Here is an 18,114-nt window from a genome sequence, read left to right as displayed (position 1 = left end):
TCAAATTCCATCGAGTTTGTCTACATTCCGAAGGCAGAATATTTCTGCCTTTTTTTATATTTTCTCCGATATACTCTGTCCAACTTTTGAATTATAAGCTAATATACTTTTTTGAAAGAGCATGAAAAATAGGAAAGCGCTTATTAAGGAAGAAAAAGCAGCGACCAGAAAAGCTCCCTCATGCCGAATCAATGGTACAAATGCTAGTAACTGTGGAGCAAATATTCGACTTATTGAATAGCGTATATTTGCCGCAGCAAAGTACTGTGCTTTTTGGTTAGCAGGCGCAATGCCAGCAATGTAAGAATCCTGTGTACTAACAACAAGTAATTCAGCTACTGTAAGGATTAAGACTCCTATAAAAAAACCTATATAGTTTTGAGAAAAACCAAAGATAACCATGGAGAAAGCATACAAAATACTGGAACCAACAAACCCAAAACGGGTGCTATACTTTGAAGAAAGTCTAGCCGCCATGCTGCCTAAAATAATGACCAAAATCCCATTCGTCATTAACAAAGAAGCATAGTTTTGAGAAGCATTAATTGTAAAACCGAATATTGATGTACTTTCAGATAAACGATCTAGTAAAGTTGACGGAAGCAATATTTCTAACTGCATGAAAGCTTGAGCTGCAAATACACTGGCAACAACAAAAATTAAAAGGCGTTTATCTTTTCCTATAAGCACTACTGCTTTTGTAAACTTACCATTTGCATTCATTCTTTCTTCATTACCTAATTTTCTATTAACCTGAAATTCCGGAGTTTTCCATAGTGATATATATACTAAAGTCAGTACAGATACCAAGGATGTTCCAATAAACCAAATAGGCATGGAATCAAATATAAAACTTCCTATAAGTGGACCAAGCGTCACCGCAACATTAAATATCTGGTAGGTGAATACATAAGCTTTTTTTTGTTCCTTTTCATCGAGCCAATCAGATATATAAGCTCTTCCTGCGGGTATATATGAAGAATAAGCTATACTCATTAAACCGAAGCTGCCAAACACCATTATATTGCTTCCAGCTATTCTTCCAATGATAAATAATATAGTCGCAACCAGAAAACCTATACTTGAAGATATCATCATAGGTTTTCTTCCTATCCTATCTGCAAAGATCCCACCCCAAATACCTGATATTACACCCAATACTGAAATTATGGCTAAAGCAAAAGATGCTAGGTAAGGGTTCCAGGCATCGTTTAAATATAAAACAATAAATGGAAATAGCATATAAAATAAAGTGTTTTGAATACCCTCAGCAAAAAATCTCCAACGCATATGATTTTTTTTCATACTAAAAACCCTTTTTCCTTAGATTTATACATACCTTATAGATGCCACTTGTTCCATAATAATCTTAGCAACATTTTCAGCATTTGGAGATTTATAGATCGTAAAATGTTGAGCTGGAACTGAACGCACTGTTAGTTCCCCAGCCAAGTAATTTTCCCAACCCACAGTGGTATCCTGCTCATTTTCTTCAGCTCGTATAAACAGAACTTTTCCATAAAAAGCTCCTGATATATTGTAACGATGAATAGCGACATTATTTGCTTCCCAAATTCCCAAGCCGCTCTTAACATCCTCAACTTCCGCGTCCATATGGAGATGACCGCCATCTTTTCCTAATTTTAAAAGGAATTCCAATAGTCCCCCTTTGTCCATATGGGTTAACTCATCCGGATTAAACTTATCATTAGCTCCATTTGTAAACTTTAATGCATATGATTTAACAAACTCCATTTTGTCGAAATCACGAGCTTTACTGAAATGACAGTCTAATAATGTTAATAAACCAACGTCTCTTCCTTCAGCCTCAAAGGAACGAGCTATTTCATAAGCCACATTACCACCGAACGAATAACCCGTAATATAATATGGCCCTTCATGTTGAACAGATAGAATATAAGAAGCATATCGTTTAGCCATATTTAATAAATCATCTTCATATTTATCACTTTCAGGAATCTCCGCACTTTCAATTCCCCAGACGTCAAACATTTCATTTAATTCCGCAGCCATTTCTTTATAACACCAAAGTGCTCCGCCAGCTGGGTGAATAAACCATATTTTTTGACGGTTCTCAGCTGGTGAGACGTGTACTACGCCATTAGGTTTAATGGAGTTTGTTATAACATGAGCTATTCCTTGTATAGTGGGATAATCAAATACAATAGATACTGGCAAAGTTAGCTCGAATTGCTTATTTAGTAGAGCAATAAATTTCATGGCCAATAACGAATGTCCACCTATTTCAAAAAAGTTACTATTTATATTGTCGTCTGAGTTTCTGAAGATATCCTTCCATATGTTCTGAACTTTCATTAATGTTTCTTTATCCGCATGATAGTTTTTGTCATTTTTCAATGTTGTAGCTTCAATACTATTTTCCTGGATTTCAAATTTAGTGGTTTCATCAGCTATTCTTTGCATTTGAGAGATCCATTCTTGCTTCACTTCCGAGATTACATGATCCGTAAACAAATCGTTACAGTATTCTATTGTGAATGTTGAATTCTCTCCATCATGTTCTATGATGAAACTAAGATCGCATTTGGAAGTATCACTTAAAACCGATTCCATCTTAAATTGAGTATAGGGTTGTTTTTTCAAAAATCTATTATATACAAACATAACTTGAAATAGGGGCCGATAGTCACTACTTCTACTCTTCAGAACAGCAGGAATAATTTTTTCAATGGGAATATGCTCGTACTTTATTATCTCGGCATAATCCTGTGCAATTTTTTCGGAAATACTTTTTAATGTAGCATCCTCAGTAAAGTTTATTCTAAACGGAACAACATTAACATAATTCCCAATCGCTTCAAAATCCTGTTCGTAGGTTCTATTTGCTACTGGTACCCCCATGCAAATATCCCGTTGACCACTCATTCTGGCAAGGACATAAGCTGCCATTGCTAGATGAATGGAGAATTCTGTAATTGATGTATTCTGACAAAAAGAAAGTATCTTTTGCTCTAGTTCTTTTGGCAGCGAAAACTTTATATGATTACCATTTATTGTTTGGGTACTCCCCTTCATCATACTTGTTGAGAATCTTGATTGATTTGGAATCTGTTCTAGATACTCCTTCCAAAATTTAAGACCCTCACTAAAATCCATTGAGTTTTGATGATGTGCAAATTGGAAGAATGCAGCATTCATTTCCGTATTTTCCACTAGATCGGTTCCAATAAGTTCATGCAACTCATCTACAAATAACTGAGAGGACCAACCATCAACTATTAGATGATGGAAAGTTAATAATAAATATTCCGCCTTGTCAGTACTAAATAATGAGGCACGAAATCCTCCCTTATTTAATTCAAACTTCCTTTCTGCTTCAGTTTGAATTTCTTCTCTTAAGCCCGTTTCCTCAACTGAACGTTCACTTATTTCGGAATTCAGCGTACTGTCATATTTCTGTATATATTCACCATTGTTAGTTAATATAATTCGTGATGATAAAATCGGATGTCTTCTTCGTAAATAGGAAATTGCTTTTTTTATTTTTGTAGTTTTACCTTTTTCAAAGTTTAACAGAAACGCTATATGATATTGAGATGCTCCTTTTTCTTGTTCAAAGAATAGTATTCCCTGTTGTCCCAACGATAATGGGGCTTCAAGATTAGCATCAAATTTTTGGTTTATCTTTTCCAATTTCTTAGGTTCTACAGTATTCTTGCCATTCTTTGAAATATTCTTTTTCAGATAATCTGCTTGTTTTCGAATTGTTGGATACAAGAAGACAAATCCATGTGTTAACGAAAGTTGAAACTCCGCGGAAAGAAGGTTTGCGAGTCGAATTGCCAGTAAAGAATGCCCTCCTGCTGAGGCAAATGCAGTTGTAGCAGAATGAACTTTTTCTCCTAAGACATCTTCCCAAATATTCGCAATGACTTGCTCCCATTTATCATGAATTCCGCCAAAATCATTATTACTTCTAAAAGGTACTAAAGATAATTGCCGTCGATTCATTTTCCCATTCTCTAAATAAGGGAAACGATCCATCTGGACAAAAAAATTAGGAATCATATAGGAAGGCAAACGTTTTTCAATATAGCTTCTCAACCCAATCTCATCCCAAGACTCAGTATCACAACGTATATAAGCTACAAGCCATTGTTCTTCGACTTCTTCACGAACCTCTACTACTATGTCTTTAACGAAGGATACTTCTCGTATGGTTTCTTCAATTTCACCAAGTTCAATACGAAGTCCTCTTAACTTTATTTGTAAATCTTTACGACCTCGAAATTCGTAATGACCATCTTCTCTAATATGAACAAGATCTCCAGAGAGGTAAGACAATTGACCTGTAGAAGGACATATAACAAACTTTTCTTTTGTAGCATCGGGAAGACCAAAATAACCCAAGGCTAGACCCTCACCGGAAATCAGTAGTTCCCCTTCGCATCCAGTACCTAATAAATTCAACTCTTCATCCACAACATGTACTGAAGCATTATCGATTGGCTGTCCCAAATCGATTTCTCTAAAAAGGTGATTTTCACCTGGCAAACAAACTCTATAAGTAGTATCAATAGCTGCTTCAGTAGGACCATATAGATTTATAATCGGTATTGGTAAATTCGTTTGGATTTTATTTACTAATGATGTTTGCAATGACTCACCACCGCAAAACAATAGGCGCAAGGATGTGAAATTGGATAATGACTCCTGTTCTGACAGTAATTTAAGTACAGTTGGTACAAACTGTACAACTGTTACTTTATGCCTTTTGATATCAGTTGCAATATCAAATGGGTTGGATGAACCGATAACCATAGTACCACCAGACGATAGTGGTGCAAATATCTCCCAAACAGAAGCATCGAATCCCGATGCAGTTTTTTGTAAAAATATATCATCTTCAGTCCAAGAAAATTCTTTTTGCATCCATTGCATATGATTGACAATGGCACGATGCGGAATAACTACCCCTTTTGGTCGTCCTGTAGAGCCCGATGTGAAAATGATATAGGCAGGTGTTTCATTATTAATCAGAACCATTGGAGGATCTTCCGCCCTAATTTTAGAATGCTCTCTTAAATCTATTGAATTCCGATTAAAGGCTAAATCCTTAACGGAACCGTCAGTCATTAATACATTGACTTCTGCTTTTTCAATACAATACCTTAATCTGTCTAATGGATAAGAAGGGTCAAGTGGTACGTAAGCAGCACCCGCTTTTAGCGTTGCAAGCATGGCAGCTATTAATGAAATGGATCTTTCTGCTGCAATGGCGACCCGGTCTCCTTCGTTAATACCCTTTTTTGCAAGCAAATGGGCGAGAGCATTTGCCCAAGTATCCAATTCCTTATATGTTATAACCATATCTTTATCTTTTATTGCAATGTTATTGGGATATATAGTTACCATAAGTTCAAAAGCATTTTGAAGAAACCTATTATTCATAATAATTTAGCGTATTGGCAAATCAATAACGCTGTCCTCCTTTGGGCAACTTAGTATGTATTATAAAATTCAAAACTTTTAGAGGAATCAAATCTGTCGGGAGCTAACTCCCGACAGATTTATTATTTATCCGTTTACAATGCAATCTGTACCATCTACATAATGCTCTTTATGTTCTTCTAAACTCCACAAATTAACGGTTTTCATTATCCAACGAGTTCTTTGCTTTTCCACATCCGTGATTTCTTCAACATCCTTACCATGAATAGAATGATTGTTTGACAAGGAAATGAATTCACCCGCCTTTAGTAGGTGCGGAGCCTTTAATTCATGTAGTAAAACTTTTATTTTATCTACAACTCCCTGGGCTTCTTCCGTAAGACCCACTGTCCGATTTTCAAAATATGCAATATCAAATTCTTCTTCATTCAATAGGATGGCGTGATTTTTTGCACGCCCTAATTCAGTACGATTACCATATGTCGATAAATCATCAAAAGGTGTATAGAAGAGTTCTTGACGCATCAAATTTAAATCAGAAGGATCAAGTTTCTGAATTAAATCAATATTTTTGACGAATGTTGTAAAGATTTGATTTCCTTCATAGGCCCTCATTGATAACATATTCACAAAATCAGGCCGAACGAAATGATTTGCTAAATCTTTATGGAATCCTAAAGCCACCAGTGCTTTTTGTGATTGTGTTTCTGATAAAGATTTCATGGGATAGATATCTTGAAAGACATCGCCATCATTTACATTTATATATCCAATAGCTGGCATTTCCATGACTTGAGCATAGAATTGAAGAAAACCTTCCCCAACATATGTTTTTTTAAGCTCCCTTTTTGATTGAACTGGTGATTCATGGTCAAAAATAGGAACATCTTTATCTATAGGGCAGTTTTGTAGGTATAAGTAAGGTTCTTCCTTCCAAATCCTATTACCGGCAGCTTTTATTTTTTCCACAATATCTTCTATTTCAACATCGTTATCGACAATGTTTTCGATTTCTGAACGAAAGGAAGTGTAATCTTCATAAGGATTACATTTTAACTCCAAAAATTTATTTGTAAGAAGTTGATTCTCTGCATCTGTAAACACATAATCAACTTTTAATTTATTCTTCGTACTTGCATTAGTATCTACACCCATTAACTTAGCTCCAATTCTATTGATTTTATTTTTACGCAGTAAATCACTAAAGTCTAGATGTGAAAAAATCTAGCAATCTTCTGAATAATAGGGCCCTATTAATATGTAAATACGTAATATGATTGCTGGTGCTACCAAATTTTAACACGATAGTTTTCAGAATTCAACGAATGTTAAAAAAATACAACTTCTTGCTCATTACCACTCACATTAGAGCTTTCATTCTTAATATGGCAATGTCATGATTCGTCATTTTCTGAACACCTGGCATGGCCAGTGTTACATGAGATCAAAAGGAGGATTTTGGTGTTTTATAACCTGATTTATGGTGATGGACCGCCTCGTTGATAACAGTTAAATCTTGAGAAATACAAGAAAATGCCTGAGCTTATATGTCATTAAGTCAGGGCATCTAAATCAACCGGGCATCGAATTTTTCTTCATTTTTTGAATATATGTAAGTAATGAAGAGTAAGAGCATTCCTCTATTGACCTGATCGAGTAATGATCCTAAAACCCTGAGATCAGAAAAGCAACGTTGCGACTTCCTACCTAATTTGATCACCGTAAATGGAACAGGAACTTATGGACTGTCATTTTGCGTGGATAAAAGTAATCACTTAAGTACATATTCCGTACTTTGGTTAAAGAATGATGCCCCTTACTAAAATAACAAGTGTTTATTGAGCCACGTAAAATAGCCTCCTTCATATACATGGCATCAGTTGGCCATGGTGAACAATCCTGTTTCAACAAAATCGTACATCCAGAAAAACAATGGCAGGTAATCTAACAAAGAGGAAGATTTTGTATAAATTCATTAGTATAATTGATGAAATTACAATAAGAAAGGAAAGATCACTCATGCATGCTTTAAAAAAGAATGCCACATGTATCCTTGAAATCAGTTATCTGTATATACTGTTCTTTTTTTCAGAGCTACAAACTACTACTGCAAGCTTTTTAAAAATAAAGTAAGAATTATGTAATTAAAACCTCTTGAATGAACTATGCTAAAAGATCCTACGAACATTCCCATACGAGTATTTTATCTTCATTATTAGCACTTTCAACCGTCATAACAGCCAATTTGTACGCCTTGTCTGTGCAAGATCCCTCAAAGGCGAAATGGCAATTCCCCTTACGGTTCCAGATTGATAAACTGGATGCCCGACAAGCGTTTTAAGACATTAACTCAGTCCTCTGTAACTCCATAGGGCTGAGCTTTTTTCAACAGGTAATGATTATTCTACCTATCCTCCCTACTGAGCTGCCTTACTAGCCGTGAATGAAAAATATTACAAAGTTGTTCCTTTCAAGTGAGAAACATAAGTTCTCCAAAAAAGGACAAACTGTATTTGAAAAAAGAAAGGAGATGTGAGACATGACAAAAAAATTCAATAAAGGCAGCCATAACCAAAATTCGCCGGAATTACACGGTCAAACCCCTGTTAGTGGGGACAACAGCAAAGGAAATAAAAGAAATAAAGATCAGAGCTCTAAATCAGAGTAACTAATGAAACAAACCGGTCATATTCAGACCGGTTTGTTTCATTGCAGGCACTATTCATTGTTAAAAAGAACAATTCTCAAAAGATCCCCTTCTAGCGATCATTGAATTATCCTGTGTACACTGGACCAACTTTGATTCCAAAAAGCCCAATTCAGTAAAAGCGTTCCAAACTGAAAATGGAGTGCTGCAAAACTGACCCCAGGAAAGTTTTAATTGGAAGGAATTCGTTTTACATATTTAAACCGGATGTGAATGTGAAAAATCATGTTGAGTTAGCTATTTGATTCTTTTTGCATTAGATCTTCTGCTCTAGTGTTGATGTCTCCAAATCATCAGTATCTTGATGAGTATAAGTAAAGTTTTTTGTCATCAAACTGACCACCACTAAAACAACAATGTTAACAAATAGGGCGATAATACCAACATTCAGGTCTTTTATTGCCTGAGGAATATAAGGAAACAGTTGACCAATTTTTATATTCCCCAGTTCCATGATGGAAACTAGCACTCCTCCTGTTATAATCCCGGCAAATGCTCCATGTTTGGTTACAATATTATTTCTCATCAAACTGGCGAAAAAGGCAGGAGCTAGTTGTGTGATGAAATTATAGGCGATTAACGCGAGACTAAAGAGGGTATTTCCACCCTGAAAGGTCAAGTATATTCCTAAAAGAGAAATAAGCGGAACCATGTATTTTACCAGTTTTGCAATCTGTTTTTCCGTTGCTGATGGAGTGAATACGCTATATACATTTTTCGAAAGCAACGTTGATATAGACATCAACAGCATGGAACATGGAACTAGAGCGGCTAACACGCCTGTACCACCGATTAAGCCCACAAACCATGGATCAAAATCCTGTTTAGAAAACTGCAGCAAGATCAGATCGGCGTCGCTTCCTTTTAATCCTGGTGTCTGTAAGATAGCGGCGAATCCAACAAAAAAGGCAAACAATAAAATCAATTGGTACAATGGCATTAGGATTGCATTTTTTCTTAAGGCTTTCTCGCTAGAGGCAGCATAAATAGGAGAAAACCCGTGCGGCCACATATAAAATCCAATAGAGCTTAATATAACGGTCGATATATACCACGATACGCTCATTCCTTGATCTGGGAGTATGGTAAAGTTCGGCTTTGCCTGTTCAATGGCCTCATACATAGGCTGAAGCCCGCCATAATAATGCATGGGGAAATAAACCCCTAGAAATACGATAATGCCCAGAATGAGAATATCCTTCAAAATAGCTGTCCTGGCTGAGCCATGAATACCGGAAACCATTACAAAAATCGTAACACCTATTGCTCCAACCCAAATGGCAGCTGTAGAAGAGATTGCCCCATATGATGTTGCAAACACGATATATCCTAATCCCTTCAATTGCAGGACCAAGTAGCAAGTACAAGCTATAACACCTATAACCGCAACAAGTACACCAAGATAGGGACTTTGATATTTTTTTACAAAAAAATCAGATTGGGAAACTAATTGATGCTTCTTTGCATACCTCCAGATTGCCGGAAATGTCCAATAGGAGATGACTGTAGCCAGACAGCCATATGTGACAATACTAAAGATGGAACCACCTTCCCCATAAGCTGAGCCACTTGCACCTAAAAAGGTAAAGGTAGTATACATTTCACCTGCGGATAAAAGGAAAATCAAAAGGGCTCCCATTCCGCGGCCTCCAACCGACCATTGTTCCAAATTCATTTCTTTCCCTTTTTTAGCCTGGATACCGATCAAAACGGAAATGACGAAAAAAAACAGGATGAAAAGAACGGCAATATTCATCTTGAATCCCCCTTCTGATTAGCAGGATCCAGTAGATAAATAACCCACATTATACCTGTAGTTAGCACAGACCAGAGTACAATCCAAAAGTGAAAAAATGGCATACCCAGAACATAGGGAGTCACTTTATTTGTAAACAAAGCGCCTACGATAAAACCAAGAAACGGGATAATTCCGAGCCAATATATTTTTTTCATTCTCTTAGCCCCCTAGTATGTTAGATTTAACATTTTTAAAGTCCCATGAACATATAACTTCACCCCATTTTGTAAAGCCTGTTCATCGACTGTAAATTTAGGATGATGGTGAGGATATATAATCCCTTTTTCTTCATTACGAGCCCCTATTCCAATATAAGTTCCTGGAACTACTTCTTGAAAAGCAGAGAAGTCTTCACTTCCCATAATCGGCTTTAAAATCTCTCGACTTTCTTCACCAAATACTTCACAAACCGTTTCGTCCATCAATCGGGTAACTTCTTCATCATTAATGGTAGGAGCATAACCAAACTGATAATCGAATTCATATGTAGCTCCATGTGCTTCAGTAATCCCTTTTACTATCCGTTCGATAAAATTCGGGATTTCTACCTGCAGCTGTGGATTAAAGCTTCGAACTGATCCACCAATGCTTACCTTACTTGGAATAACATTAATCGCACTTCCCCCATGGAACTGAGTCACTGAAATCACCAGAGCATCCTGGGCATCACGATACCGCGAAACAATGTGCTGGAGATTCGATACCACCTGTGTTCCAATTGCAATGGGATCGACGGTAAGTTCAGGTTGTGAGGCGTGCCCCCCTTTACCCACCAAGGTGATGTTAAAAGTATCGGCCCCAGCCATTATCGGACCGTAACCCAAACCAATTTTCCCTAAAAGAAGAGTCGACAAGAGATGGGTGCCAATGATCATATCAACCCCATCAAGGGCACCAGCCCTCACCATTTCTTGAGCTCCACCTGGCGGCAGTTCCTCAGCATGTTGAAATAAAAAACGCACCTCCCCTTTAATTTGCTCCTTTATCTGTGTAAAGATTTTTGCTGTTCCGAGCAGCATCGCCGTATGCCCATCATGTCCGCAAGCATGCATGACTCCTGAATTCTGTGACACAAAGTCAAAATCGTTTTCTTCTACAATTGGAAGCGCATCCATATCTGCCCGAAGTGCAATGACCTTCCCAGGCTGCTGACCGATCAAACGAGCCATAATACTCGTTTTTGTCGGACGTGAAATTTCCAATTCACCAAAAGTTTGCAGCTTTTCATAAACAAATTGTGCTGTTTTTTCCTCCTGAAAGGACAGCTCCGGATACTTATGTAAATATCTTCTCCAAGCAATCACTTCATCTTTAACGGCCTCGATCAAATCATGAATCATTATGGTTTGAGACATACGCTACAACCCCTTTTCGTTTGATTTTAAACAGCAACTTTTAATTTAGGTTAGTTTAAGGAAAAAATTCCTTAAATAGAGTATAATCTCATACAGTCTTCATTACAATATTTTTCGAAAATTCAAAACCGTTTATCCCACACTAAAAAAGCACCCAAATTATGGGTGCCTGTAATTCATAATAATTGATAAATCTTACTCGGCCTTCCTCGGGTGGCATTAGCCTCTTCACCAACGCATTGTGCCAAATCAACTTCGCACATATCCGCAACAATTCGCCGTACATTGCGCTCTGTCATCTCTAGATGTGTCGCTAAGTCCTTTGTAGTAAAATCACTCCAGCCCATTCTTTGAACAAGCGCCGATATCTTCTTATACGTTTTAACACTGATATTTCCGTTTTTCAACTTTTCTATAAGGGGTTTATTATGGGTACGGGTATCATATTGCAGTTCTTTCTTTTTGCCTGGTGATTCGATTATTTTGCCATCATCTTGAATAATCACAATTTCTCGCTTTTTCATCTCTTTTGAATGTTGAATAGCACGAAAAGCATTGATTTCCGCTGAATAGGCAGTCTCGCCGAAGCCAATTCCAACTGCAACGGTTGTATCTGCTTCAAAAGCCAATTTTTCAATCGTTTCTTCGAGCGTAATGATTTCTCGTTCAATTGCGCCGCGAGAACTAAAAATCATGTATCTTCCATTCCCTTTCTCTGAAAAGGAACCATTTATTTTTTCACCAAGTTGAATCAACATTTCTTTTAGCCTAAGCTCCAAGTACTGTAAATGATATGGAGTTTTCATTTCCTCTGCCACTTTATTAAAATATTCGACTTCAATGATTTCGACTCCGATTTGTGTATCCTTAAAGTAGGATGCCTTTACTTTTTCAGAAAGAATTCGAAGAGTTTGCCTCACTTCCATCTTACTCATCGACATACGGTAGGCTGGAATGCCAAATTCCCTTAAAGCTTCACACACGGAAGGAAAACAAGAAAAAGCGCCTTCTGTCTTTCCCGCATTCCATAAATCCAAGTGAAAATGTACCAATTCATCCGTATCAACATCTGTCTCAAACACTTTCGTATAAATCTTTTGGGTTTTTATATTCAACTGTGACAAAGCTTCTTCGCTAATATTATTTGAGGACATAGTATCGATACTTAGATACTCAATGATTTTCCCTTGTTCATAGATCATCTCTAAAAAGGATTTATAAAAACCAGATTCCGTAGCTGGGACATGGACCATTATTTTATCTGTACATAGTGTTTTTCCCGCAATTTCATAGGGAAGTGGACCAGAAAAAAGCCATGCATGTACATGTGAATCATGTTCCTTTACAATATTCTCTACCTCTTCGGTCCTTACATAGGGCAAAGAGATGAATTCCAACTCATGTTTATATTCTTCTGCCGCGGCTAAAATTTGTTCTATAGAAGTTTTTAGACCGACAAGTCCGATTTTATACATCCAGTAATCGACTTCCTTTACCATCTGTAATAGATTCATTGTTATTTGTAGAATATCCTGGTTTAATCCAAGTCATGATATGTAATCCTAATTCTTCTGCTGTCTAACTATTGTTTCAATTTGTATGAGCCCTTGTTTTTATTTTTTTTGTTACCTCTTGATCATATCAGCAGCAAAAAGAAAAATGTGGTAGCCAATGCTTTAATATATAGTTGTATTCATACCCACGCCAAATTTTTTTCTCTTATGTCTCATTTTATCATGCAACATGAAGGAAAAATACGTTGTATTCGTTATTCATCTATAATCACTGCACGGATAAATATAGTTAATGATTCACCACTCTATGTACCTTAAAGTAGGATACTAAAGTTATTTAATAGTTTAATTATGTTTTTTAAAATAGGTGTTTTGAAGAAATATTGTTATAAACCCCTAATATGAATGCAAAACAAAGAAGGGGATAGAGCCGCCTTCCAGTCACATCATCTCTTTAAGTTTATTATTTTGTTAACAACTTTTATTCAGAACATCCTCTCTTAGGTACGATTATAATGTCCGCCCATAACAATAAAAAAGCTGCCTCAATGACAGCTTCGCATTTCTGGAATCCTCTACGAATGACCCAATCCAGCCATACTTATTACTGGTCATAGGCAAATCCGCAGGAGCAACGATTTTTCCCAAATAACAGGTGGTAAGATGCGGGGAATTCATGATTGACCCGTTGAACTTCATGTGCAAATTCCTTACTATCTTTAGGTACTGTTGAAAGTGCATCCGCTTTTTCTTGTGAATCAATATTAGCTCCTGGCGGTACAAACCTACCAGGCGGTATTCGAACGCCATTTGTTACTACTGCATTATAAGAAATAAATGCGCCTCTTCCTACAATTGCCGTATAAACAATGGATTTAAAACTAACAAATACCTTATCTGCAATATAACAAGGCCCATGGACAATCGCACCATGAGCAATGGTCACTTCATTTCCAATGAATATTGAATAGCCATTTGTCCCAACTAAAATCCTTTTATTGAATAATCCATGTAAAATTACTCCGTCCTGTATATTTGAATTGGATCCTATATAAAAAGGAGTTCCTTCATCCGCACGTATACTTACATTAGGCGATACATAGACATTGTTACGAATGGTAACATCACCTATGACACTGGAAAACTGACTGACAAATGCTGTTTTATCAATTTTAGGAAAGCGTTGAACAGGATTTAATGAAGTAATGGGGTTGGGGCTTATAAATGGTTCAAAACAGTGAGATTGGTTATTGGAAGAGGCGTTTGATCCTTTTTTTTCACCCAAGCAATTACCTCCCTCACAATCTATCGGGCTTAATTATTTTATGCAGGAAGATGGGTGGAGAATGGGCTATCATTCAGATATCCATCCCTTTCCTGCAGTACAGACGATAGAATTTTTTAGTCTTTGCCTTGGTATAGAAATAGATATTTCGCGTGTTAGAAACTTAGGATAATACCCTTCGATCCTGTTATGCACCTGCAAGTTTGTAAATCAACCAAAAGAATCACGATGTTTCTTCGCCACCGGGGATCTAAAACGTGAAATATACCACAATCAATACAGATATCAATGGAATTAAAAAGAATGACCCCTGTTTAAACAAAGATCATCCTCCTTAAACTAGCCTTATTTACTCTGTTCGTTACAGCGGGTGAGCTTTTAACAGAAACCGCCATATCCTTGGACCGCGCCATTACAGCTACCATAACGAGTAGCTCCAACAATGATCAAGAGTATAAATAATACGACTATAAAAGCGAAACCTCCACCAAATCCACCAACACCGTTATCAGAATCACAATTTGATTGATGACCACAATTTGATAATAGAAACTTCTCCTTATTTGTTTTAAGGAGGAATTAATTAAATGGGTTCCTTTACTTTATGTTCTAATTGGGATATTGGCACAATAATCTCACCGGAAACCGAATTTCATTTACGTGAATACGAAGAACATCAAGGTGTTACTTCTTTAACATATAAATTTTACGAGGTCTTCCCCGAGGTGATTGAAGTTCTTCTCCTTTATACTCCACTAAACCGCTTTCACTCAAACCACTCATGATTCTCTGGGCATTTCGAACGGTCATGGATAAATGGGAAGCTAAATCCGAGGAAGTGAAGCCATCCCAGCCCATACGATCGATCAATGCTTCTATCTTTTTATACGTTTTCACACTAATGTTAGCCTGATTCAATTTATCCAGCAGTTCTTTATCATTGGAACGGAAGGTGTATGCCAATTGTTCTTCTTGACCTACGGATTCGATCATTACACCATCTTCCTGGATAACAACAATTCCAGAACTTTCTTTCTTTTTTGAATGACGGATCGCCTTGCGGGCATTGATTTCTGCCGATGCTGCCGTTTCACCAAAACCAATGCCGACTGCGACAGAAACATCCATCTCAAGGGCCAGTTGTTGAACAGTACTTCGCAAGCTGCCAATTTCCCGTTCAATGGCCTTTCGTGAACTAAATATTTGATAGCGTCCGTTTCCATTTTCGATGAGGGATCCATCTAATTTTTCGCAAAATGTAAGTAATGTTTGTTTAATCTTAAGCTCCAAATGCTGCAGATGGTAACGAATATTAACCTCGTCAACAAATTGATCAAACTGATCAATTTCAATGATTTCGACACCTATCTGGCTATCCTTGAAATAAGTACTTTTTGCCTTTTCAATTAAAATCTTGACCGCTTGCCGAATTTCCATTTTGGTCATATTAATTTTGTAGACAGGAACACTTTCCTTCTTCAAGGCCTCATAAACAGATTGTAAAACGGTAAGGACACCATGTACCTCCCCTTCCCTCCACAACTGAAGATGAAATTGGACAATTTCTTGATAATCATATTGTTCATCAAATGTTTTTACATAAATATGTTCAGTGGAAATCCCCAGCTCTTGCAGCGACTCATGAAGAAAAAAGTCTTCCAATCGAATCATATCGATGGACAACTTATCGAAAAAATGTTTTTGATCTGCAGACATTTGTAATAAACATCGATATAGACTAGATCCTACAGGGGGACAATATGTAAAATTAGCCTCTGAATCCAACATTCCTTTTGCTATTCTATAGGGTACCGGTCCAGAGAAAAACCAACCATTTACTGTACTTTGATGTTTTTTTATAATATCCGTTACCTCACGTGCATCTTCATATGGAAAATCAATAAAATCAATTTCATGTTCAAATTCATTAGTAACATCCCGAATTTTCTTTAAAGATGAAAGTGGACCAACAACCCCAATTTTATACAAGTTTATTTCACCCCTACATCATACTATTCGTTTTATTATACCAAAATAACCAACCCTAACAGGGAATAAAAATGATATCCAAATATACAAGCATGGTAAAGCACCGTTTGACATGAATAAACGGTGCTGCTTAATATGGTTTATTTATCTATCATAAGTTCAAGAATGGCAGGATTTAATCATTCAATGATTTCGCATTCCATTGTTTACTTCACAACAATTACCAGAAAATAATTTCCCTTTATTCAGAAAATTTTATTGAAATAGATTATTCTTAATTATATAATACATTTAACGAAAATAGCGCTAAATATTCGTTAAATAAAAAGCAGTATATTTGGAAGAGATTAATGAAAGTTCACAAAGGATGAAAGACGCTAATTTGAGTTTAAGGCAGGTTAAGAGAAAAGTTTATAAATGGAATGGTGCAAAACGCACAAACTACAAATGGAAGAAGGTTTAGGAGGAGAATGTAATGGAACAAAAAGTAATCAAAGATACAACTAATCTTCAAAATCAGAAAACGGGTGGTTTTTTCAATAGAGTAGAGCGAATAGGAAACAAAATCCCCCACCCCTTTATCTTATTTATTTATATGATTGCCTTTTTATTTGTTGTAACCGCTCTCTTATCCGTTTTCCATGTTTCGGCATCGGACCCCATTAGTGGAGAGAAAGTGGAAGTTCAAAACCTTTTAAGCCGTGAAGGCATCCAATGGATTTTGCCGAATATGATTAAAAACTTTTCAGGGTTTTTACCATTGGGATCTATTTTAGCCCTAATGCTGGGAGTGGGACTCGCTGAAAAGGTCGGTTTGTTAGAAGTTTTGATTCGGAAAATGTCGTTAAAGGTCTCAGGGAAATACGCAAGTTATTTAGTTGTATTTGTTGCCTTCTTCAGTCATGTTTCTTCTGATGCTGCGCTTGTCATCATGCCTCCCCTTGGAGCTTTGATTTTCCTTGCTGTGGGACGGCACCCTGTTGCAGGCTTGCTCGCTGCCATTGCTGGGGTTGGTTCAGGTTTCACTGCCAACTTATTAATCGTCACAACAGATGTCTTGCTTTCAGGAATCAGTTCGGAAGTAGCGAAAGGTATGAATGCAAATTTGACCGTTAATGTTACGGATAACTGGTTCTTTATGGCGCCTTCCGTTATCGTACTCACGGTAGTTATATCCTTGATTACAGATAAATTTGTTGAGCCGCGTTTAGGAAAGTATGAAGGTGGCGGTAAACATAAAAAATTGGAGCAATTAACGAAGCAACAAAACAAAGCACTCCTGGCTACAGGTATTTCAGCATTGATTTTTATAGCTGTTATGGCCATTCTAGTCGTTCCAGAAGGAGCCCTATTGCGAAATCCAGAAACCGGAGCCATCCTCCCTTCTCCATTCATGTCCGGAATTGTCGCAATCATCTTACTCTTCTTTTTTACAGTTTCCATTACTTATGGAGTTAAGGTGGGAGCAATCAAGAAACAAAATGACATTCCGGAATTATTGGTAGACCCAATTAAAGGCATGGCCGGATTCATTATTATGGTTTTCCCGCTTTCCCAGTTTGTCGCTTGCTTTAACTGGAGTAATATGGGTAAGTTTTTGGCTTTATCCATCACAGATCTGTTGGAACAGCTAAACATAGAAGGTGCACCTGTCCTAATAGGGCTAATGTTCTTATCTGGACTTCTTTCCATGTTCATTGCCAGCGGATCGGCAATATGGTCTATATTGGCACCCGTTTTTGTCCCAATGTTCATGGTATTAGGCTATCATCCTGCCTTCGCCCAAATGTTGTTCAGGGTAGCAGATTCATCTGTACTGCCATTGGCACCTGTATCTCCATTTGTCCCACTATTCTTAAGTTTCTTACAAGAGTATCGAAAAGATGCAAAACTAGGAACTTATTATTCTCTTATTTTGCCTTATCCGATTATCATCTTCATCATTTGGACATTATTGGTTGTGGTTTGGTATTTCCTTGGCCTCCCAATTGGTCCCGGAGTATATCCGAAATTACCGTAATTTGAAAAGTCCC

11 protein-coding genes and 1 pseudogene are annotated in these 18,114 nt (G+C 37.0%); 2 read left to right on the top strand and 10 right to left on the bottom strand.

All coding sequences use genetic code 11. The features are described from left to right. Positions 1-54 precede the first annotated feature (54 nt). The 3 genes from ACJ9PY_RS04415 to ACJ9PY_RS04405 all read right to left on the bottom strand — a co-directional run bounded on the left by ACJ9PY_RS04415 (position 55) and on the right by ACJ9PY_RS04405 (position 6,588). Positions 55-1,305: an MFS transporter gene (locus ACJ9PY_RS04415; protein ID WP_034315204.1), complete on the bottom strand. Its 1,251-nt coding sequence runs from the start codon at positions 1,303-1,305 to the stop codon at positions 55-57. A 24-nt stretch (positions 1,306-1,329) separates the two neighbouring features. After that, positions 1,330-5,433: an amino acid adenylation domain-containing protein gene (locus ACJ9PY_RS04410; protein WP_411739549.1), complete on the bottom strand. Its 4,104-nt coding sequence runs from the start codon at positions 5,431-5,433 to the stop codon at positions 1,330-1,332. Between the two features lie 126 nt (positions 5,434-5,559). Continuing rightward, positions 5,560-6,588: a hypothetical protein gene (locus tag ACJ9PY_RS04405; protein ID WP_063577264.1), complete on the bottom strand. Its 1,029-nt coding sequence runs from the start codon at positions 6,586-6,588 to the stop codon at positions 5,560-5,562. A 1,384-nt stretch (positions 6,589-7,972) separates the two neighbouring features. Here ACJ9PY_RS04405 and ACJ9PY_RS04400 point away from each other — a divergent pair. Further along, positions 7,973-8,101 carry a hypothetical protein gene (locus ACJ9PY_RS04400; RefSeq protein ID WP_411739548.1) on the top strand — a complete coding sequence of 43 codons (129 nt, stop codon included), beginning with the start codon at positions 7,973-7,975 and terminating at the stop codon, positions 8,099-8,101. A 295-nt stretch (positions 8,102-8,396) separates the two neighbouring features. Here the strand turns inward: ACJ9PY_RS04400 and ACJ9PY_RS04395 are convergent, their stop codons facing one another. The 7 genes and pseudogenes from ACJ9PY_RS04395 to ACJ9PY_RS04365 form a co-directional block, all read right to left on the bottom strand. Further along, on the bottom strand, positions 8,397-9,896 hold the full coding sequence (locus ACJ9PY_RS04395) for a sodium:solute symporter family protein (RefSeq protein WP_411739547.1): 1,500 nt from the start codon (positions 9,894-9,896) through the stop codon (positions 8,397-8,399). Beyond that, positions 9,893-10,093, bottom strand: a complete 201-nt coding sequence (locus ACJ9PY_RS04390; RefSeq protein WP_053533885.1) for a DUF3311 domain-containing protein — start codon at positions 10,091-10,093, stop codon at positions 9,893-9,895. Before ACJ9PY_RS04390 ends, ACJ9PY_RS04395 begins: the two co-directional genes overlap by 4 nt. Before the next feature lie 12 nt (positions 10,094-10,105). Beyond that, a complete protein-coding gene (locus ACJ9PY_RS04385; RefSeq protein WP_411739546.1) occupies positions 10,106-11,293 on the bottom strand; it encodes an amidohydrolase in 1,188 nt (395 codons plus the stop codon). 176 nt (positions 11,294-11,469) lie between these two features. Then, positions 11,470-12,768, bottom strand: a complete 1,299-nt coding sequence (locus tag ACJ9PY_RS04380) for a hypothetical protein (protein ID WP_411740235.1) — start codon at positions 12,766-12,768, stop codon at positions 11,470-11,472. Positions 12,769-13,411: 643 nt separating this feature from the next. Next, entirely contained in the window at positions 13,412-14,092 is a 681-nt protein-coding gene (locus ACJ9PY_RS04375) for a carbonate dehydratase (RefSeq protein WP_411739545.1), read from the bottom strand. Between the two features lie 378 nt (positions 14,093-14,470). Then, a pseudogene (locus ACJ9PY_RS04370) lies at positions 14,471-14,584 on the bottom strand (YjcZ family sporulation protein); the annotation flags it as partial. 192 nt (positions 14,585-14,776) lie between these two features. Further along, positions 14,777-16,081 carry a hypothetical protein gene (locus tag ACJ9PY_RS04365; RefSeq protein ID WP_098185642.1) on the bottom strand — a complete coding sequence of 435 codons (1,305 nt, stop codon included), beginning with the start codon at positions 16,079-16,081 and terminating at the stop codon, positions 14,777-14,779. 475 nt (positions 16,082-16,556) lie between these two features. Between ACJ9PY_RS04365 and ACJ9PY_RS04360 the strand changes: the two genes are divergently transcribed. After that, on the top strand, positions 16,557-18,101 hold the full coding sequence (locus tag ACJ9PY_RS04360) for an AbgT family transporter (protein ID WP_411739544.1): 1,545 nt from the start codon (positions 16,557-16,559) through the stop codon (positions 18,099-18,101). Positions 18,102-18,114 lie beyond the last annotated feature (13 nt).

Source organism: Peribacillus sp. S4 (assembly GCF_046715815.1).
GTDB lineage: Bacteria > Bacillota > Bacilli > Bacillales > DSM-1321 > Peribacillus > Peribacillus frigoritolerans.
This window is presented reverse-complemented; position numbering and strand designations above follow the sequence as displayed.

Excerpts from the sequence above, each read along its gene's own strand:
- ACJ9PY_RS04415 (WP_034315204.1), bottom strand. The coding sequence starts at position 1,305 with ATGAAAAAAAATCATATGCGTTGGAGATTTTTTGCTGAGGGTATTCAA.
- ACJ9PY_RS04410 (WP_411739549.1), bottom strand. The coding sequence starts at position 5,433 with ATGAATAATAGGTTTCTTCAAAATGCTTTTGAACTTATGGTAACTATA.
- ACJ9PY_RS04405 (WP_063577264.1), bottom strand. The coding sequence starts at position 6,588 with ATGGGTGTAGATACTAATGCAAGTACGAAGAATAAATTAAAAGTTGAT.
- ACJ9PY_RS04400 (WP_411739548.1), top strand. The coding sequence starts at position 7,973 with ATGACAAAAAAATTCAATAAAGGCAGCCATAACCAAAATTCGCCGGAA.
- ACJ9PY_RS04395 (WP_411739547.1), bottom strand. The coding sequence starts at position 9,896 with ATGAATATTGCCGTTCTTTTCATCCTGTTTTTTTTCGTCATTTCCGTT.
- ACJ9PY_RS04390 (WP_053533885.1), bottom strand. The coding sequence starts at position 10,093 with ATGAAAAAAATATATTGGCTCGGAATTATCCCGTTTCTTGGTTTTATC.
- ACJ9PY_RS04385 (WP_411739546.1), bottom strand. The coding sequence starts at position 11,293 with ATGTCTCAAACCATAATGATTCATGATTTGATCGAGGCCGTTAAAGAT.
- ACJ9PY_RS04380 (WP_411740235.1), bottom strand. The coding sequence starts at position 12,768 with ATGTATAAAATCGGACTTGTCGGTCTAAAAACTTCTATAGAACAAATT.
- ACJ9PY_RS04360 (WP_411739544.1), top strand. The coding sequence starts at position 16,557 with ATGGAACAAAAAGTAATCAAAGATACAACTAATCTTCAAAATCAGAAA.